Source organism: Undibacterium sp. JH2W (genome assembly GCF_049340425.1).
In the GTDB taxonomy this organism is placed as follows: Bacteria; Pseudomonadota; Gammaproteobacteria; order Burkholderiales; family Burkholderiaceae_D; genus Undibacterium.
The window spans coordinates 149,670-167,567 of record NZ_JBMPOT010000015.1; the positions used below are offsets into that span (position 1 = coordinate 149,670).

16 protein-coding genes and 1 riboswitch are annotated in these 17,898 nt (G+C 51.5%); of the genes, 11 read left to right on the forward strand and 5 right to left on the reverse strand.

Going from position 1 to position 17,898, the window contains the following annotated elements:
- Window positions 1-294 precede the first annotated feature (294 nt).
- Window positions 295-1,422 (forward strand): ABC transporter substrate-binding protein, encoded by a 1,128-nt coding sequence (locus ACO0LC_RS21955; RefSeq protein ID WP_423007090.1) that lies wholly within the window; start codon window positions 295-297, stop codon window positions 1,420-1,422.
- Complete coding sequence (locus ACO0LC_RS21960; protein ID WP_423007092.1) at window positions 1,419-2,675, forward strand: diguanylate cyclase; 1,257 nt, start codon at window positions 1,419-1,421, stop codon at window positions 2,673-2,675. The genes ACO0LC_RS21955 and ACO0LC_RS21960 overlap by 4 nt, the downstream gene beginning before the upstream one ends.
- A 1-nt stretch (window position 2,676) precedes the next feature.
- On the opposite strand, the gene ACO0LC_RS21965 is transcribed toward ACO0LC_RS21960, so the two are convergent.
- Window positions 2,677-3,579: a LysR family transcriptional regulator ArgP gene (locus ACO0LC_RS21965; protein WP_423007094.1), complete on the reverse strand. Its 903-nt coding sequence runs from the start codon at window positions 3,577-3,579 to the stop codon at window positions 2,677-2,679.
- Window positions 3,580-3,814: 235 nt separating this feature from the next.
- Here ACO0LC_RS21965 and ACO0LC_RS21970 point away from each other — a divergent pair, with 235 nt between their 5' ends.
- The 4 genes from ACO0LC_RS21970 to ACO0LC_RS21985 all read left to right on the forward strand — a co-directional run bounded on the left by ACO0LC_RS21970 (window position 3,815) and on the right by ACO0LC_RS21985 (window position 7,934).
- Window positions 3,815-4,420 carry a LysE/ArgO family amino acid transporter gene (locus tag ACO0LC_RS21970; RefSeq protein WP_423007096.1) on the forward strand — a complete coding sequence of 202 codons (606 nt, stop codon included), beginning with the start codon at window positions 3,815-3,817 and terminating at the stop codon, window positions 4,418-4,420.
- Between the two features lie 54 nt (window positions 4,421-4,474).
- Window positions 4,475-4,849 (forward strand): hypothetical protein, encoded by a 375-nt coding sequence (locus tag ACO0LC_RS21975; protein ID WP_423007098.1) that lies wholly within the window; start codon window positions 4,475-4,477, stop codon window positions 4,847-4,849.
- A 222-nt stretch (window positions 4,850-5,071) separates the two neighbouring features.
- Window positions 5,072-6,481, forward strand: a complete 1,410-nt coding sequence (locus ACO0LC_RS21980) for a TolC family protein (protein WP_423007100.1) — start codon at window positions 5,072-5,074, stop codon at window positions 6,479-6,481.
- 25 nt (window positions 6,482-6,506) lie between these two features.
- Window positions 6,507-7,934, forward strand: a complete 1,428-nt coding sequence (locus tag ACO0LC_RS21985; protein ID WP_423007102.1) for a multicopper oxidase family protein — start codon at window positions 6,507-6,509, stop codon at window positions 7,932-7,934.
- 73 nt (window positions 7,935-8,007) lie between these two features.
- Here the strand turns inward: ACO0LC_RS21985 and ACO0LC_RS21990 are convergent, their stop codons facing one another.
- Entirely contained in the window at window positions 8,008-10,638 is a 2,631-nt protein-coding gene (locus ACO0LC_RS21990; protein ID WP_423007104.1) for a putative Ig domain-containing protein, read from the reverse strand.
- Window positions 10,639-10,723: 85 nt separating this feature from the next.
- Window positions 10,724-10,810, reverse strand: a riboswitch (cyclic di-GMP riboswitch).
- A gap of 269 nt (window positions 10,811-11,079) precedes the next feature.
- On the opposite strand from ACO0LC_RS21990, the gene ACO0LC_RS21995 reads away from it, so the two are divergent.
- The 3 genes from ACO0LC_RS21995 (at window position 11,080) to ACO0LC_RS22005 (ending at window position 12,969) form a co-directional block, all read left to right on the forward strand.
- Complete coding sequence (locus ACO0LC_RS21995) at window positions 11,080-11,748, forward strand: hypothetical protein (protein ID WP_423007106.1); 669 nt, start codon at window positions 11,080-11,082, stop codon at window positions 11,746-11,748.
- Between the two features lie 61 nt (window positions 11,749-11,809).
- Window positions 11,810-12,301, forward strand: coding sequence for a hypothetical protein (locus ACO0LC_RS22000; RefSeq protein ID WP_423007108.1), 492 nt, complete (start codon window positions 11,810-11,812; stop codon window positions 12,299-12,301).
- 170 nt (window positions 12,302-12,471) lie between these two features.
- On the forward strand, window positions 12,472-12,969 hold the full coding sequence (locus ACO0LC_RS22005; RefSeq protein ID WP_423007110.1) for a hypothetical protein: 498 nt from the start codon (window positions 12,472-12,474) through the stop codon (window positions 12,967-12,969).
- A gap of 149 nt (window positions 12,970-13,118) precedes the next feature.
- Here ACO0LC_RS22005 and ACO0LC_RS22010 read toward each other — a convergent pair whose 3' ends face one another.
- Genes ACO0LC_RS22010 through ACO0LC_RS22020 form a run of 3 tightly spaced genes read right to left on the reverse strand, consistent with a single transcriptional unit; the run spans window position 13,119 to window position 15,911 of the window.
- The gene (locus ACO0LC_RS22010) at window positions 13,119-14,066 is read right to left on the reverse strand and encodes an ankyrin repeat domain-containing protein (RefSeq protein ID WP_423007112.1); all 948 of its coding nucleotides are present in this window, start codon (window positions 14,064-14,066) and stop codon (window positions 13,119-13,121) included.
- 31 nt (window positions 14,067-14,097) lie between these two features.
- Window positions 14,098-14,961 (reverse strand): tRNA glutamyl-Q(34) synthetase GluQRS, encoded by an 864-nt coding sequence (gene gluQRS, locus ACO0LC_RS22015; RefSeq protein ID WP_423007114.1) that lies wholly within the window; start codon window positions 14,959-14,961, stop codon window positions 14,098-14,100.
- A gap of 32 nt (window positions 14,962-14,993) precedes the next feature.
- Window positions 14,994-15,911, reverse strand: a complete 918-nt coding sequence (locus ACO0LC_RS22020) for a LysR family transcriptional regulator (protein WP_423007116.1) — start codon at window positions 15,909-15,911, stop codon at window positions 14,994-14,996.
- Between the two features lie 119 nt (window positions 15,912-16,030).
- Between ACO0LC_RS22020 and ACO0LC_RS22025 the strand changes: the two genes are divergently transcribed.
- Window positions 16,031-16,732, forward strand: a complete 702-nt coding sequence (locus ACO0LC_RS22025; RefSeq protein WP_423007118.1) for a pirin family protein — start codon at window positions 16,031-16,033, stop codon at window positions 16,730-16,732.
- 87 nt (window positions 16,733-16,819) lie between these two features.
- Window positions 16,820-17,389 (forward strand): NAD(P)H-dependent oxidoreductase, encoded by a 570-nt coding sequence (locus ACO0LC_RS22030; protein WP_423007120.1) that lies wholly within the window; start codon window positions 16,820-16,822, stop codon window positions 17,387-17,389.
- Window positions 17,390-17,898 lie beyond the last annotated feature (509 nt).

Consider the following 17,898-nt stretch of genomic DNA (forward strand, 5'->3'; position numbering starts at 1 on the left):
TTGTAGGAGCGGCTTTAGCCGCGAAAATTTCACCGTGTAGTCTGTTTCTGCTTGGGCTGAACATTCGCGGCTGAAGCCGCTCCTACAAGACCCAGATGGCCCGCTCTTTTCATTTCAAGCCCATGCTCATAAATGTGAGTTTTTGTGAATGAGCAACTTTTTTTCCTGAAAACAGCCAAAATAGAGTCTGAATAAAAACCTGCTTTGTCCGCAAATTCCTTGATTTGCCGGCAGGCCAGGACTTGTGCGATCTGCGTTGTTCACTGCGGCATGATCGAATGCCCGGAGGCGGATATGTGGATTTATCGTTTCACCCTAAGCTTGTTGGCAGGCTGCTTCTTGCTCGTGCCTGCCGCAGTGATGGCCATGACTGTCACCTTCCTCAATCCTGGTAAATCGGATGAAGTTTATTGGGTCACGGCCAGTAATTGCATGATGACCGCTGCCCGCAATCTGGGTGTGCAACTAGAAGTCATCTATGCTGAGCGCGATCATTTAAAAACCCTGGAACTAGCCAGACAAATTGCCGCCCGGCCCGTGAGTGCCCGACCCGATTATGTGATCCTGTCTAACGATTACGCCGTCGGTGCCGAGGCCCTGCGCATACTCGATGGCGCGCACATCAAAACTTTTTTTGCCTATAGCGGGTTTAGTGATGCTGGCGAGCGCGAAAAAGTTGGTGCGCCCAGGCAGCTATACAAGGGCTGGCTGGGTGGTCTGGAACCACGTGCAGAGGATGCTGGTTATCTGACTGCAAGCGCTCTGATACAGCGTGGCAGGGCAGAGAAACTGATCGGTACTGACGGTAAACTGCATATGCTGGCAATCGCCGGCGACAGATCAACTACCACTTCCTACAAACGCAATGAAGGTATGCGCAAAGCTGTAGCTGAAGCAAAAAATGTCGTGCTTGACCAGGTCATCTATGGCGACTGGAATCGCGCCAAGGCGCAAGAACAAAGTGCCTGGTTATACCAACGCTATCCACATACCAGGCTGATCTGGACAGGCAATGACTTAATGGCCTTTGGTGCCATGGAGAGCTGGCGTGCCCGTGGCGGCAAGCCGGGGCGCGATGCTTTTTTCAGTGCCATCAATACCTCGGCCGAAGCCTTCACTGCACTGGAGTCGGGCAGCCTGAGCGCCCTGGCGGGTGGCCACTTTATTGCTGGTGCATTCAGCCTGGTGATGCTGTATGACTATCATCATGGCCGGGACTTTATTGATGAGGGACTGGAGTTGGACAGGTCCATGTTTATCTTGTTTACGCCGGAAGAAAGCAGGAACTTCCAATCATTATTTGGCGCACAGAATTTTAACAGGCTAGACTTCAGGAAATTCAGCAAAGTCCTCCATCCCGCTATCAAAAAATATGATTTTAGTTTTCGTCAAATATTGAACCAGGCAGAAGTGCGAAAATGAATAAGCAGGCTTTACAATCCATCGCCAGTTTGCTGATACGCCGTGTCTTCAAATGGGTCATCTTGTGCGTGGTCTGCATCAGCAGCTTGCAAGCCTGGCTGAATTACCGCGCCATAGAAGAAAACTTTGAGATGACAGTGAATGATGTGGCCCATGCGCATCTTCCCTTATTATCGGTGGCGATATGGGACATAGAAGCACAAACCATACAAAAGCAAATCAGCCTGATGTTGAAAAACCCCAGTATTGCCTATGTCTCCATCAAGGCCAGTACCGGGCAGCAATTTACCGGTGGGAATATCAATCATCTGTCTGGTGGCCAGCACATGGTATTTGATATACCTGCCCCGGCAGATGCCCGGATGTCCATAGGAAAAGTTGAATTCGTGGTCGACAAGACCGTCTTGCGCAAGGAGTTGTTGCGCAGCTTTGTCATTGTCATTATCGAAGTCGTGGTCTTGTCAGTGTTTATCTTTGTAGCGGTGGTGGCGATCTTGCGGCAGGATCTGGAAAGACCCATGCGTGAACTGGCAGACTTTGTCAAAAACCTGCAAGCCAACCAGTTATCCAGCAAGCTCGAATTAAGGCGCAAACCAGGCAACGGCTATAACGAAATTGACCTGGTTGTCGATGGCTTTCACACTATGCAAGACAGCCTGCAAAAGCATATCGCCAACCAGGATGCCCTGGTCGCAGAAAGAACCAGCCAGCTGGAAGCGGCTATGAAAAGCCTGAAGCAACTGTCCATTACCGATAGCCTGACTGCCTGCTATAACCGCTTATTGTTCAACGAGCGCATGCCTGCAGAAATACAAAGGGCAGCGCGCTATCAGCGCCATTTGTCCCTGGTGTTTTGCGATATCGATTTTTTCAAAAAAGTGAATGATGAATATGGTCATGCCATAGGTGACCATGTACTGCTTGCCTTTGCCCAAAGTCTGGCAAAAGAATTGCGTGTCGATGTCGATTGGGTGGTCCGTTATGGTGGCGAGGAATTCATCCTGGTCTTGCCTGAGACGAATCTGCATGCTGCATGGGAGGTGGCAGAAAGAATACGTCAACAAGTGGCGCAACATCTCTACATCCGCATGCAGGATGGCAACATATTACGTGTCACCGCCAGTTTTGGCGTAGCCGAATTGCAAGTGACAGATACCATGGAAAGTCTGGTGCAACGTGCCGATGAATGGCTGTATTTTGCCAAGTCACATGGCCGCAATCAGGTGCAACCGATTGTTGATTCGACTACCTAACTTAAGGTTTGACTTGTCGTAAGCTGGCGCGTGCTTGTTTCACCAGGGTGTTCGTCAAGCGCGCCAGTCTGGGTGTCTGCACTTTCCAGTGATGCCAGTATAGGGGCACATCGACAGGGTGGTCTGGCATGATCATGAGCAGCTTGTCTTTTTCCAGATGATCCAGCATCAGATCAGGAATCACCCCCCAGCCCAGGCCCAGCAAAATCGCGCGATTATAAGGTGTGGTTGCCGGGACATGGTGGGTGGGATAGGCATGCTCAGGCAAGCCAAAGTGTTCCAGCAAGATTTGCGCTTGCAATTTGTCTTTGCGATTGAAGGTCAGTACCGGTGCCAGCCTGGCTGCCTCACGCGTCATGCCTTGCGGGAACCAGCGCTGGCAATAGGCCAGGCTGGCAACCGGGTGGTAACGCATGAAGCCTAGCGGCACAGCCTGGCAACCACGCATGGCATTTTTTTCCGCAGAGAGACAGCCCAGCACCATGCCGCTTTCCAGCAAATCATGGGTGTGATCCTGATCGTCGATGGCGACGTCAAGCAGGATATTTTCAGCGATCAGGAATTCTGCCAGCGCAGGTAGCAACCAGCTGTCCAGGCTATCGGCATTGACACCGATGGCGATACGGATGGCAGCACTTTGCTGGCCTGCAAACTCACTCTGTAAATCCTGTTCAAGTTCTGCCACGCGACGCAAATGCTGCACCAGTTTTTGCCCGGCGGTTGTGGCACGGCAGGGGCGGCTGCGTATCAGCAGGGTATTGCCCAATTCCATTTCCAGTGCTTTGATGCGCTGGGAAATGGCTGAGCTGGTCAGGTTCAGGGCTTGCGCAGCCTGTTCCAGGCTGCCATGGTCTATGACACTGAGGAAGGCTTCGCATTGGCGGCTATCTAGTCTGGTTTGCATATTGGGTCGCTGGATATTTCCTTAGCCTGGCTTGTTTTGGGTAAAGACCTCTCAACACAGAGGCACAGAGACACAGAGGTTTAAAAGAAAAAGAGAAAATTGTTGATAAAACATTGCTTTGGAAAACAAAAGAGTTTATTAAGAAATTTTAATGAGTTCGTAAATATTTTAATTTAACTTCATATTAAACCCTTTTTTGCCCAAAATCCCTCTATCGACAAACGGGAGACAGATGATGTTGGCTTTTATACTTAAGGGCATGGGCATGAGTGCGGGTTTGATAGTGGCGATTGGTTCGCAGAATGCGCATGTCTTGCGCATGGGTTTGCGCAAGCAACATGTGGCATTGACGGTGATGATCTGTATCGCTTGTGAAATGCTGCTGATACTGGCTGGTGTCGCAGGTGTAGGCGGTGCGATTAATAGCCAGCCAGCCTTGCTGGCAGTTGCCCGTTGGGGCGGGGCGGCGTTTTTGATCTGGTATGGCTTGCGTTCTTTACGTGCCGCTTTCGGCCAGCAGAGTCTGCAGGCCACTGCAGGAGATTTGGGTTTGAGCGCTGGCAAAGCGGCTCTGGCAGTGTTGGGGGCGACTTTGCTCAATCCCCATACTTATCTGGATACCGTGGTCTTGCTGGGTGCCATAGGTGGGCAGCAACCCGGTGACGGCAAATACTGGTTTGCTTTGGGTGCTGTCTTGAATGCCACCATCTGGTTTGCGGCTTTGGGCTTTGGTGCGCGCTTGCTGGCCCCCTGGTTTGCCAAGCCCATGGCCTGGCGCATACTGGATAGCCTGGTGGGCCTGGTGATGCTCATGCTGGCGCTGAACTTGCTGCTAGGCTGATCTTGTCTGATGCGCGGGTTTGTTGAAAAGCCTGAATTGTGATAAGTTCAGCGCATGAAAAAATCCTGGCGTTTCCTGATTGCTTGCTGTTTGCTGGTACTGCTGCCCTTGCAGGGCTTTGCAGTCGCCGGTAAACTGGGTTGCGTCATGGAGATGCCTGCTCAGGCTGATGTTTCTGCTGGCAGTAGCAATGAACACTGCCAGCCAGCCGCTGAAGTTGACGATGCCAGCGCCGATGCTGTTAAGGCTAAAGTGGGCGGTCACTGCAAGTCTTCTTCCCCTTGCTGCATGGGCATCGCCCTGATGCCTGCTGCCTCAATTTCTACATTTACTCCCATACATGATGAAGCCCAGGTGTTGTCGGTCTTGCTGCCAGCATCCGTGCCTGCGCGCATGCTGGAGCGTCCTCCCAGGGCTGTGTTCGCCTGAATCGGTTTAAAGTCGTAGGTTGGGTTGGGGTTGTAGGTTGGGCTACGCTTTACCAGCCCAACACTGGGCGGTTAAATGACGTTTACATTTGTTGAGGCCGAGTGTTGGGCTGGTAAGACGTAGCCCAACCTACGGACCGACTCAACCTACGAGATAGCCCAAGCTACGACAATTGCATGTCCCCAAATTTGGTGGAATCACACTTCATATCGCGAGGACTTCATGTCGCACATTCATTACCGATATCTGTTGCCAGCATTGCTGGCGCTGACTGGTTGTGCCAGTTTTGATATCGGTCAAAGTACGCAAAAAATCAATCAGGAATATCCGGCTTATACCCAGGGGAAACTGGCGCTGGCCAGCACGCCAGCACAGCAAAAAGACATGCAGGCCAAGGCTGCTGTCCTATTAAAAGAGCCCTTGTCGCAAGACGCCGCCGTGCAAATTGCCTTGCTCAATAGTCCGGCCTTGCAAGCCATGCTGGCGCAACACCAGGCGGATGGGGCGAATACTGCACAAGAGGCGCGCATCCAGAATCCGCTCTTTAATTTTGAACGCAACCGTCAATCCGGCGAGCTGGAAATTGCTCGCATGCTGAGCTTTGGTCTGCTCGATTTGCTGAGCCTGCCACAACGCCAGACCATGGCGCAACATGGTTTGGCACGAGGGCAGACGCAATTAAGCCTGGATGTCATAGACAGTATCAGCCAGGTGAGGGGGGCCTGGGTCAAGGCAGTCGCCGCACAACAAAGCCTGGAATATGCAGGGCAAGTCAGTGAAGCTGCTGACGCCAGTGCCATATTGGCAGAGCGCATGCAAAAAGCTGGCAATTTCAATAAATTGCAGGCAGCACGCCAGCAGGCTTTCAAGGCTGATGCGGTGGCACAACTGAGCTTTGCCCGGCATGCCAGTCTGGCCACGCGGGAAGAGCTGGTACGTTTACTGGGCTTGAATGAGGAGCAGGAAAAAATCCTCAACTTACCAGCACGTCTGCCGGATTTGCCAGACACACCCATGACGGCAGAAAGCATAGGCCCGCAAGCCACAAAAAATCGTCTCGACATACAACTGGCAAAGCAGGAACTGGATGCTGCGGCAGCGCGCCAGGGTTTGAGCCTGGTCAGCAGTTTTACGGATATAGAGCTGGGTATCAGACACGATACTAATTTTGATGCAGCAGGACATAGTGACATCAAGCGTGGCTTTGAAGTCAGTCTCAGGTTACCTGTTTTTGATTGGGGTGATGCACAAAGAACCGCCATGAATGCCCGTACCCTGGCCGCCAGCTATCGCCTGCAAGCGACGTTGAACAATGCAGGCTCGCACCTGCGCACCAGTTATTCTGCTTATCGCAGCATGTACGATATTGCCAGGCAATACCGGGACGAGATACTGCCACTGCGCAAACGCATCTCCGCAGAAAACCAGTTACGTTATAACGGCATGTTCATCAGCGTATTTGAATTACTGGCCGATAGCCGTGAGCAAATCAATAGTGTGCTGGCGGCTATCAATGCAGAGCAACAGTTCTGGCTGGCAGATGCTGCCTTGCAGGCTGAACTGCTGGGACGTCCATCAACAAATAATCTGTATCCCGTTAAATCAACTACCACGGCAGATGCCGCGCATTGATCACCAGATTTGTGAAAGAAATACGATGAGTACAAGAAGAGATTTTTTTAAACTGGCAGGCATAGCAAGCGGCGCACTGGCAGCCAGCACGGTCAGCAAAGTGGCGCTGGCAGCCTTGCCAGAAGCAGTCATGCAAGTCAGCCCGGATACCATGCCACCGCTGCTGCCACAAAATGGCCGCCCGTATAATCCGGTGGTCACCCTGAATGGCTGGACCCTGCCATGGCGCATGAATAATGGCGTCAAGGAATTCCACCTTGTGGCCGAGCCGGTAGTGCGTGAAATGGCCCCTGGCATGAAAGCCCATCTGTGGGGTTATAACGGCCAAAGCCCGGGGCCGACGATAGAAGTGGTGGAAGGTGACCGCGTGCGCATCTTCGTTACCAACCGTTTGCCAGAACACACCAGCATGCACTGGCACGGCCAGCGTTTGCCAAATGGCATGGATGGCGTCTCTGGCCTGACCCAGCCAGCGATACAGCCGGGCAAGACCTTTGTCTATGAATTCGCGGCACGTCGCCCAGGCACCTTCATGTACCACCCGCATGCCGATGAAATGACGCAAATGGCCATGGGAATGATGGGTTCATGGGTTACCCATCCAAAAAACAGGCATCCACAGATAGATGAAGTAGACAGGGATTTTATTTTTTTGCTCAATGCCTATGACATAGAACCGGGTGCCTATAAACCGAATATCATGACCATGACAGACTTTAATTTATGGTCATGGAATAGCCGCATCTTCCCCGGCATTGATACCCTGAATGTGCGCAAGAATGACAGGGTCAGGATACGCGTGGGTAATCTGACGATGACCAACCACCCCATCCATATCCACGGTCATGAATTTACAGTGACAGGCACCGATGGTGGCCCGGTGCCGAGAACTGCGCGCTGGCCTGAGGTGACCGTGGATATTGCCGTCGGTCAGATGCGCCAGCTGGAATTTGCCGCCGATGAAGAAGGTGACTGGTCCTTCCATTGCCACAAGAGCCATCACACCATGAATGCCATGGGCCACAATGTCCCGTCCATGATAGGTGTCGATCATAAGGATGTGGCTGACAAGATCAATAAGCTTATCCCTGCTTATATGAGCATGGGTGACAAGGGCATGGCCGACATGGGGGCGATGGAAATGCCGCTACCAGATAACACCTTACCCATGATGATGGGAGAAGGGCCTTATGGCGGGCTGGAAATGGGCGGCATGTTCAGCGTCGTCAAAGTGCGCAAAGACCAGAAGCCTGGCGATTATAAAGACCCGGGCTGGTACAGACAGCCCAAAGGCACGCAAGCTTATGAATATACCGGGCCTGCTGTCGATACCTCGGGGGCCGCTGCCTCGCGCCAGACTCAAGATGCGCATGCTGGCATGCAGCACCATGGGCATGTAATTCCCGAAGTTGAAGTGCAAGTCAGGAAGCCGCAAGGGCACGGTGGACATTAAAATTTTGTAGCAAAAAAAAAGAGGCGGGATCATCTCATTGATACCGCCTCTTTTACTTCTTTCTTTATTTTACTTATTTCGCATTAATGGTGATTGGCACATTGGCCGTGGCAGTCCTGCCCGCATTGTCGGTGACCGTGATTTTCAGCGTATAGCTGCCAGTTACCGGGCTGGCCCAACTGGTGCTGATATTCAAGCCATTCATGGCAAAGCCCAGGCCCAGAGGTGCACCGGCAATGGTAACTGATACCGAAGTCGCACCAGGATCGCTGATACTGATAGAACCGCTCAATGCTTTGCCAGCTACACCTGTCATTGCCGGTGCATTGATGCTGATGCCCGAGGCCGTGATAGTGATGCCTATCGTTGCTTGCCCGCTCAAGCCTGTCTTGCTGTCTTTGGCGACGACGCTGACAGAATAATTACCTGCAACTGGGCTGGCCCAGTTGATCGTACCCGCAGCATTGATGCTCATGCCTGCAGGAGCACCGGTCAAGGTATAAGTGACCGGATTGGATGCCTTGACAGTGACTGTGTAAGACAATGCTGTGCCTACCAGGCCATTGATGTTGGCGGCAGTCAGGGCAGGTGCAGGTTGCTGGGCGATGACGACGGTATAAGTAGCTTTGCCAGTCAATCCAGTTTTACTGTCAGTGGCATTGACGCTCACCAGGTAAGTACCAATGACGGGTGAGGCCCAGGTGACGACACCGCTGCTGCTGATGCTCATACCGGATGGTGCACCTGCCAGGTTAAAGCTCATCGCATTGGCCGATGTTGCCGTTACATTGAAAGACAGGGCAGTGCCTACGATGCCATTGATCGTGCTGGCTGTGACGACAGGTGGCACGGGAGCGGCAATGATCACGGTATATACACCCTTGCCACTCAAGCCGGTTTTCGCGTCAAGCGCGGTGACAGTCACGGCGTAAGTTCCTGCCAGCGGCGCGGTCCATGTCACGATGCCTATGTTGCTGATACTCATGCCTGCAGGATTGCCGCTCAGGGTATACGTCAAAGGATTATTTGCCGTGGCTGACACCGTAAAACTCAGGGCGGTACCAACCTGGCCATTAATGGTGGCGGGGCTGACGACAGGTTCAGTTGCGACGATGGTGCCACTCAGGGTGCTGAGCAAGTTGCTGACATTCGGTGTGCCCAGGCCGGTGAGTTGATCATATCCGGTTTTTGCTGCGCAGTTAGTGCATGTGCCATTGCTGCCTTTGGCGATATCTGCAAAGTTGGCAGCATAGGTGCCAGGTACGCTGGCGATTTTGTTATACAGCGTTGCATGTGGCGCGCCTAATACAGGTTTGCCTGCTTGCACCAGGGTCGCATTGGCGACTGCAATAATGCCAGCCCATTGTGGCGTTGCCAGACTGGTGCCGCCGGCACTGACCCAGTTCACGGTACTGCTACCTGGCGTCATGACGGCGACATACTGGCCGGTATTGGGATCGGCATTCAAAGACACATCAGCAACCACCCTGTGAGCAGGTGTACCCAGGCCAGGTATGCTATTGGTTTGATAGCTGGGTGTTGCGGTATAAGCGCTGACGCCACCACCAGTACTCGACCAGGCAGTCTCTGTTCTGCTGCCGCCAGTGTATGTCAGGCTGGTGCCGCCTACAGCCAGCACATTCGGTGAAACTGCGGGCCATTCCACCTCCGGACCAGAGTCACCGGAAGCAGCAAGATAAGTCATTTTGGCCGTTGTGAAAGTGCTTTCCACGCCTGCGGTCCAGCTACCCTCGGTAGAGCCAAAACTCATAGACACCACACCTGGTCCCATGGCATTTGCCAACTTGATGCCGCCTACCATATTGCTCATGGAAGAATCAAAGGCTTCAATCAAAATGAGGCGAGCCAACGGTGCCGTTGCATGGGCCCACTGCACATCGAGCGCGATTTCTGTCGCCCAGCCCGAATCAAATGCTGGCGCCGTAGCGTTCATGCCACCGCTGCTAGTGCTATACACTACGTAGAACTCGCAGGCGTTGGCAGATGCTGCAGCCAATGGCAATGTCGTTGTTGCTGGAATACTTTTTACTGTACATGCAGGCAGGCCAAATTTCGTATTGAAGGCATTCAACTCTGCAGCGATGTTGGGATCATGTTTGGCATTGACGAGGTAGATAGTCTGGCCTGCACCCAATTGGGCAGCCTGGCTGGCTGTCAGGCTGCTCATATTGGCAGGCAGCGCAGGCAAACCATAGGCTGCCCGGATTTGCGCCGGTGTATAGGTCGATACAGCACTCGTTCCTGCCAGGGGTTGTGCATTTTCTCCAGCTGGTGGTGGTGCGACATGTTCATGTGGCAGAGAACGAATTGCCGAAACGGTCAGGCCATGGCCACGCACGCCCAGCAAGTCGCGGGGTATGGCTTGCATTGCCGCAGGCATATGAGCAGATCTGCTACCACCCATGACATCTATGTCTGCTGGTGCATCCAGTAAAACCGGTGCTAGATGAAAGGTGGGGCGAGTCATTTGCGCAGCTACTTCAGGTGGCAAATCAATGGCCTGGGCAGGTAAGGTCACACTCAGCGTGGTTGTGCTGCCAGCCACTTCAGCCGGTGGCAAGGCGATGCTGGATTGACTGAGCTGGGGGCTGTCGCCACCGCATGCACTGAGCACGCATGTGCTGATAATGAGGCTCAGCCAGGTACGTGGCTTGAGGGCGGGGAAAGAACTCTTTTTTGTCATCACTATGCACTCCGATGTGGGCAGAGGGCGGTGATCTGACAGTTAATGATATCTGCAAGCGCTACTATGCTTTTGCAATAACGTCACCGGCAACCCCGCTGCCATGGCGCGTTAGCGCTGTAGGCCGGTGGCTTTGCGTCGCCGTCTTTCAACGGGTTTGCCCTCAAGTTTTGGAAATTAAAAATTACAGTTTTAGGGTACGAATAATTCTCTTCAAAATAAAGCAGAAAAATGTCAAGAATTGTTGAAAGCATGCAGCTAAAACAAGCTTCGATTTCGCTTTGATAACAGAAGCTGGTGAAAGTTGTTTTGATGGCTTTTGAATAAAACAAAAGTGTTAATTTGTAAAATCATTTCCCCTATTATTTTCGTCATGGCAGCATGGCCGCAATTGAGATTGGGCTCAGCCTTGTATTTTTTATTGAAAGAAACAAACTATTTATGAAAATTTCTCCAAAAATTTCGCAACTCGGTTTTCTGATTTGTATGGTGCTCAATAGTGCAAGTTCGCAAGCTGCCAAAATCAGTCTCGATGATTGTGATTTGATTACCGCAAAACCTTTGCGCGCAGATTTCCAGACGTGGCTGAACAAGAACCGCAAACTGGCAGGTGAAGGCAATGTGGAAGCATTGACCATGGTCGCTGCTGAAGCCAATAATCGTCTGGCCTGCCTGGAAGAAAAAGTGACTGAAAAATCAGGCTGGTCGATGACCATGACCAGTGCTGACGGCACGAGTGAAACTACGTCGAATCCTGGTATTCCCAATATCAAAAAAAATCCCGATGCCTATGCTGCATTGAAGGACGCTGTCAAATACACACATCTGGCAGGTGCGAGTGATCCTGCTTACCGCGGCATGTCGGCACAATTGGTATTGCGTTATCAAACGACCCTGCCAGAAGCCCTGGAAACTGCTTACGAAGACGTGGCTGGTGCCAATCAGCTTGAATGTGTACTCAAGCGTAAATTCGGCAAGCGTGATGCCCAATATGCCTGCGCATCTCACAGAAGCACATTGGCACAATTGACCACAAAGATTCCGGCAGAGCGCCGCGCAGCACTGGATCAAAAGGCGCAGCAATGGGCAGCAGATTTCCCGGCCAAGTGATTGCCAGGCTGCGCATTCTAGTTCGAGAAAATACATGCTGTGCTGAGGGAGTTGACTATTCATGGAATTGAAAAATATCAATTGTTTGCCCTGGGACCGGATTGCTCATTGGTATGGTCGTGGCGGGAACTTACCCGAGATAATCCGTGATTTAGGTAATGGTAACCATGCGTGGGCTGTCCGCGAGCTCGAGCTGAAACTTGAGCATCAGGATGGTTTACATCAGGCAACGCCATTTGCCGTGTTTTTCATCATTGAAATGCTGCAGAAAAATACTGTGCGGGATCATGCAGCAGTTTGGGAAATATTGTGCAAATTTGATGAAACCGCAGCTTTTCAAATGCGTAGTGATAAACCCGTCCCTGTATTGCTTGACTGGAATCAATTGCTGGAAGAGCGTAGACTTTTGCCAGTTTATATTGATGAATACAACGATGAAATTCTATGGGAAGAATGGGATCCCTCTTACGAGGAGTGGTACTCATGGTGTGCACTCACACGACAATTAATTCGTAGCGCATACCCTGATTTTCCTGAAAAACAAAGTGCCTGACGATATGCTTTGATATGACAGACATGGTTTTTGTGTTGGCTAACGCACAGAACCTTTACGCTTGAGCGGCTAGAATATTTTCAACTGAAGTCAACAGATAGGCCGTACAAACGTTATAGATGGTAAGCACAGTAAGTGATTCTGTGAGTGAGTATCAAAAGGAGTAGGCAATGAAAACCATGACATGCAGCAAAGTATTGCTGGCAGGCGCTGCTTGTGCAGCAATATTCATGACGACCCAGGCGCAGGCGCAAAATGTGGGCGTCTCTGTACAATTTGGGCAGCCAGGTTTTTATGGCCATGTGGATATAGGAAATTTTCCGCAACCTCAGGTAATTTATAGTGAACCGCGCATCGTGCAAAGGGTGAACATAGTTCAGCCTCCTGTGTATCTGGTCGTGCCACCAGGACACAGAAATAAATGGGAAAAGCATTGCTATCGCTATAATGCCTGTGACCGTCAGGTGTATTTTGTCCAGGAAAGCTGGTATAACACGCAGGTAGTGCCACGTTATCAAGATGGCTATTACCGTGATCATGATTACAGACATGATCCTTATCGACGCGACGAGTATCAACGTGATGGCAGACGTAACGAACGCGCTTATGATGACCATGACCATGATCGTCATGGACATGGGCGTGGCAGGGAATATTCCGAGCGCTAGTTGCCAGGCAGACTTGATAGACAAAGCAACAAAGGCTGCATGGCAGCCTTTGTTTTTTTACGGTCAGGGCAATGTTGAAAATCCCGCAAGCATAAACGTTCAGGAATGAATGATCTTTACTCATAGGCTCATATTTTGAGCCATGAATCTTATAAGTGATCTCTTATCCAATCTCCACCAGGCAAGCGCTGGCGCTTGCTATCAAGACGCCACTCATTTTTTTTAAAGATGACAATGTAGCTAAATTCGCGATCCAGCTCACGGGTTTGCAATTCTTTTTTCTGCTTGCTGAGGTCGGTGATACTGAGCAAGCTTTCAGTTGGCTGGTAGCCAGGTGGCACGCTGAAGCTCCCACCATTCCTGCCATAAGGTCGATCTTTTAATGTGCAGTAACGTTCAAAGATAATGCTCATCTCCGCTTGCATGGCTGGCCAGTCATGCTCTTTGTTGCCGTTGATGACTTTGGCGTGTTTGCTTGCAGCATCTTTTTCCCATTGATGCATGGCCAGTATGAAGTGATGCAGCACGGATGCTGCATTGCTGCTATCTGCCTCCCCGTCACTGGTGCCGGCTGGCCATGGCAAAAATACTGGCCTTACTGGTGGCGGGGGTAAAGCTGCTCCTGCATGCGCAAGTACGTCGGCAATATGTTGATGCCTGTTTTTTAAGGCCATGTCGTAGGCATTGCGACTGTCGCTGCTGAGTGCGCCAATATCGAGCCCCAGAGCTAAAAGGAATTGCACGACTTCTATATGTGCATTTGCTGCAGCCAGCATCAAAGCCGTCCAGCCATGTGGTTTGCTGGCAAATTTGACATTGGCACCATGCTCTGCGAGCAGACGCGCCACGGACAAGTGTCCTTGTGCACATGCCCATAAAAATGGCGTGTAGCCCAAGGCTTTGTCAGGTTCGTCGAATTTTGCACCCAGCGTCAACAAATGCCCGACGATTTCTGCATGGCCATTCAACGCGGCTTCTGCCAATGCCGATCTGCCCGTGCCTTTGTGCAGGGTTTCTAAATCGTCGCCCTGTTCCAGGCGGGTAATCAGCTTATCGAATTTGCCTGCACTGGCAGCATTAATGAGGTGATGTGACATGCGTATGAATTTATTTTTTCGTGTTGTCGAGTTAGTTTTTCCATGCCAGAGTTGCCCTGGTCCAAAACTCTTCTTTGCTGATGATGCTTCCTGTCAGTTGTAAACCTAAAAATCTTGCAGCTGGTATCAAGGCATCGTGCAATATATCATTATCACCTTGATCAAATGCCAGTGCCCCGGTTTGTTTGGACAGTTTTTCACCATTTGCATTGGTCACTACCGGTACATGCAGATAATGCGGTGTGGGCAAGTCCAGCAATTCTTGCAGATAGATCTGCCTTGCCGTGGAATCTAACAAATCAGCACCACGCACTACATGGGTGATGCCTTGTGCTGCATCATCGACTACCACCGCCAATTGATAGGCCCAGAAACCATCAGCGCGCTTCAATACAAAGTCTCCAACCTCGGTTGCCAGGTTTTGCTGCTGCATGCCAGCCAGTCTGTCTTCAAAGCGATAGATTTGATCTGGCACGCGCAAACGCCAGGCACGCGCTGTCTTGCCTGCTGCCAGGCCATGACGGCAAGTGCCCGGGTAAATCTGGCTGGCTGTGTCACCCAGGCGCAGGCGAGAATCTGCGATCTCCTTGCGTGAACAGGCGCAGGGGTAGAGATGGGCGCCCAGTTCTTGCAAAGCAGCTTCATACAGATGCTGGCGCTGGCTTTGCCAAGTGATGTCGCCATCCCAGAGCATGCCGCAACGTTGCAGCGAATTGATGATATGCTGGTCTGCACCTTTGACATTGCGGTCAAAATCCAGGTCTTCCATACGCAATAGCCATAGCCCATCATGGGCTTGGGCATCGAGATAGCTGGCCATGGCGGCCACTAGTGAACCCATATGCAGGGGGCCAGTCGGCGAGGGGGCGAAACGTCCTATATATTTTTGCGTCATCTGTTTTGTTGGCGTGGATGTTCTTCAATTACCTAATTACCTATCAACATGCGTTGCACGACAGGGTCTTGCAACTTTTGTAAAAACCACAGCAAAGCCTTGCCCTTGTTGGCATTGCGCCAGACCAGGCGGTTATCTTCTGGCGGGCGGTGGGCACTGGTCTTCTTTTCTATCAGCGCACCGCTGCGCAAATGTGCTAGCGCCAGGCGACGTGGCAAATGGCCGCAACCCAGGCCTGCCAGTTGTGCCGCCAGCTTGGCCTGCATGGTTGGCACGGTCAGAGTGTCCTGGCCGCTCAGTAAGCCTGCTGTCATGGATGGCAGGGTCAGGCCAGTGTCACCGATGGCGATAGCCCTGTGGGCCTGCAAAATCGCCGGTGTCAGCGGTTCTGCCGCCTGTGCCAGCGGGTGTTGTGGTGCTACCGCAAACACCCATTCCACACTGCCTAGCAAACGGGTCTGGAATTCACCCTGCATGCGTATGGCGTCCGGCCCATAATAGGCAGCGCCTATGGCCAGGTCGGCGCGGCCAGATACCATGGTTTCCCAGACGCCTGACAAAATCTCCTGGCTGATACGTATGCGTGTGCCGCAAGCCTGTTGTTCAAATTCCTTGATCAAGGGGATGATATCGTCGAATTGTATAATGCCATCAATGACAATGCGTAGCTCCGCCTCCCAGCCGCTGGCGGCGCGTTTCACGCGGTTTTCCAGCTCCTGGGCGGCATTCAGCAAATGCCTGCCCTGCATCAATAACTCTTCCCCGGCGATAGTCAGCTTGGCCCTGTGGCCACGCCTGTCATAGAGCAGCACATCGAGGTCTTCTTCCAGCTTGCGTATGCTGTAAGTGATGGCCGAGGGCACTTTATCCAGGGCCGCAGCCGCCGCAGCAAAGCTGCCTTTGCGGTCTATGGCATCGAGGATTTGCAGGGCTTCCAGAGTCAGGTTCACGATTGTTCAAATAATTTGAATGAGTTGTATGAAATTCTACCCTTATGTCAAAGAATTTGCATGTATATAGTGTGTACATCGCCTGAACACATTCTTCAGGAAATTTGAAAGGGACTTATATGATTACGCTCAGACCATCACAAGAACGCGGCCATGCCGAGCACGGCTGGCTGAAATCACATCACAGCTTTTCATTTGCAGAATATTATGATCCACAACACATGGGTTTTGGCCCCCTGCGTGTGATTAATGATGACTGGATCGCGCCTGCCATGGGTTTTGGTACGCATCCGCACCAGAACATGGAGATTATTACTTATGTGCTCGAAGGTGCGATTGCGCACAAAGACAGCATGGGTAATGGCAGTACGATACGTCCAGGCAATGTGCAATATATGAGTGCAGGTACTGGTGTGCGCCATTCGGAATTCAATCCTGCGAATAACGAGCACACACGTTTGCTGCAAATCTGGATACAGCCAGACCAACTGGGTGGCGAGCCGCTCTACGGCGAAAAAGAATTTAGCCGCGAAGAAAAACAGGGCCGCCTGCGTTTGGTGATCTCTGGTGACGGTGCCGATGGCTCCATCAAAATCCGCCAGAATGCAAGGCTGCAAATTGGTTTGTTTGATGCAGAAGAAAGGCAGGAAGTGGCTCTGGCAGCAGACCGCCTGACCTATGTCCATGTAGCACGTGGTGAATTGCAGGTAAATGGCATGTCCCTCAAAGAGGGCGATGCCGTGATGATGTCAGCCGAAGAAAAACTCGTGCTGGAGCAGGGAAAACAGGCAGAAGTACTGGTATTTGATCTGCCACATTGAGCTGGAAAGACAGGCAAATCACCGACGAAAAACACGTCAGTGATTTGTCTTTTTGCGTAGAAACTCAAATCCACACTGGAGTAAAACATGTCTAAAGTCGCGATTATTTATCACTCAGGTTATGGCCACACTACCAAGGCCGCAGAAGCAGTACACGCAGGTGCCGCCGCTGCCGGTGCAGATGCAGAACTCATCAAGATTGATGCCGAAGGCAATATCACCGATGCCCAATGGGAAACTTTGGCTGCCGCTGACGCCATCGTCTTTGGTTCACCAACCTATATGGGCACAGTCTCATGGCAATTCAAAAAATTCGCCGATGCTTCTTCCAAACCCTGGTATAGCCAGGTCTGGAAAGACAAGATCGCCGCAGGTTTCACCAATTCTGCCACCATGAACGGTGACAAATTGTCGACCCTGCATTACCTGTTCACGCTGTCCCAGCAACACTCCATGATCTGGGTAGGCACAGGCCTGATGCCAGCCAACAGCAAGGCTGCAACGCGCAATGACATCAACTATGTCGGCAGCTTCAGCGGCCTGATGACACAATCCCCATCTGATTCTTCACCAGAAGAAGGCCCATTGCCAGGTGATCTGGAAACGGCAAAATTGTTTGGTAAGCGGATTGCGGAAGTGGCTAAGAAGTTTAAGTGAGATGAGTTGTTGAAGGAAACAGACCCGTCAGATTGGCGGGTTTTTTTCGTGATTCCGGAATCTTGATTAGTCACGAGCTTAAAGAATATGACGGCAGGTCGTGTTGACGTTGCGGTTGTTTTTGACTTTCTGCCGTTCCCATGTGTAGACGCCGTTTGTGCTGTACAGAAAATGGATTAAGAAGAGCCGCTGTCTGAGGTGTAGCTGGGGTTTCGAGATGCATGCATCTCGCCAGCGTAACGGCAATCGCTTGCAAGCGATTGTGCGCCCTGCAAGGGAAGCGAGTTTCGGATCTTCCCATTTTTTGTACTGCACAAACGGGAACCCCTTTAGGGGCGGCTATGCCTGGGTCGCCTTCTTTGGCATACCTTTCTTGGCGACGTGTATAGAACAGAGACATGGGTAACACCTGTATCAGGACATAGGTAACACCTTTAGGTGATCATAAAGATACCTAAAGGGAGTCGCCAACATGACTTGGAAAACAGTAAATATCATGGATCTACGCT

What these genes read in the sequence shown, in the direction of transcription:
- gluQRS (WP_423007114.1), bottom strand. Translation starts at nt 14,961, where the DNA reads ATGACGCAAAAATATATAGGACGTTTCGCCCCCTCGCCGACTGGCCCC.
- ACO0LC_RS22030 (WP_423007120.1), top strand. Translation starts at nt 16,820, where the DNA reads ATGTCTAAAGTCGCGATTATTTATCACTCAGGTTATGGCCACACTACC.
- ACO0LC_RS21985 (WP_423007102.1), top strand. Translation starts at nt 6,507, where the DNA reads ATGAGTACAAGAAGAGATTTTTTTAAACTGGCAGGCATAGCAAGCGGC.
- ACO0LC_RS21990 (WP_423007104.1), bottom strand. Translation starts at nt 10,638, where the DNA reads ATGACAAAAAAGAGTTCTTTCCCCGCCCTCAAGCCACGTACCTGGCTG.
- ACO0LC_RS21975 (WP_423007098.1), top strand. Translation starts at nt 4,475, where the DNA reads ATGAAAAAATCCTGGCGTTTCCTGATTGCTTGCTGTTTGCTGGTACTG.
- ACO0LC_RS21960 (WP_423007092.1), top strand. Translation starts at nt 1,419, where the DNA reads ATGAATAAGCAGGCTTTACAATCCATCGCCAGTTTGCTGATACGCCGT.
- ACO0LC_RS21980 (WP_423007100.1), top strand. Translation starts at nt 5,072, where the DNA reads ATGTCGCACATTCATTACCGATATCTGTTGCCAGCATTGCTGGCGCTG.
- ACO0LC_RS22000 (WP_423007108.1), top strand. Translation starts at nt 11,810, where the DNA reads ATGGAATTGAAAAATATCAATTGTTTGCCCTGGGACCGGATTGCTCAT.
- ACO0LC_RS21995 (WP_423007106.1), top strand. Translation starts at nt 11,080, where the DNA reads ATGAAAATTTCTCCAAAAATTTCGCAACTCGGTTTTCTGATTTGTATG.
- ACO0LC_RS22005 (WP_423007110.1), top strand. Translation starts at nt 12,472, where the DNA reads ATGAAAACCATGACATGCAGCAAAGTATTGCTGGCAGGCGCTGCTTGT.
- ACO0LC_RS21965 (WP_423007094.1), bottom strand. Translation starts at nt 3,579, where the DNA reads ATGCAAACCAGACTAGATAGCCGCCAATGCGAAGCCTTCCTCAGTGTC.
- ACO0LC_RS22025 (WP_423007118.1), top strand. Translation starts at nt 16,031, where the DNA reads ATGATTACGCTCAGACCATCACAAGAACGCGGCCATGCCGAGCACGGC.
- ACO0LC_RS21955 (WP_423007090.1), top strand. Translation starts at nt 295, where the DNA reads ATGTGGATTTATCGTTTCACCCTAAGCTTGTTGGCAGGCTGCTTCTTG.
- ACO0LC_RS21970 (WP_423007096.1), top strand. Translation starts at nt 3,815, where the DNA reads ATGTTGGCTTTTATACTTAAGGGCATGGGCATGAGTGCGGGTTTGATA.
- ACO0LC_RS22010 (WP_423007112.1), bottom strand. Translation starts at nt 14,066, where the DNA reads ATGTCACATCACCTCATTAATGCTGCCAGTGCAGGCAAATTCGATAAG.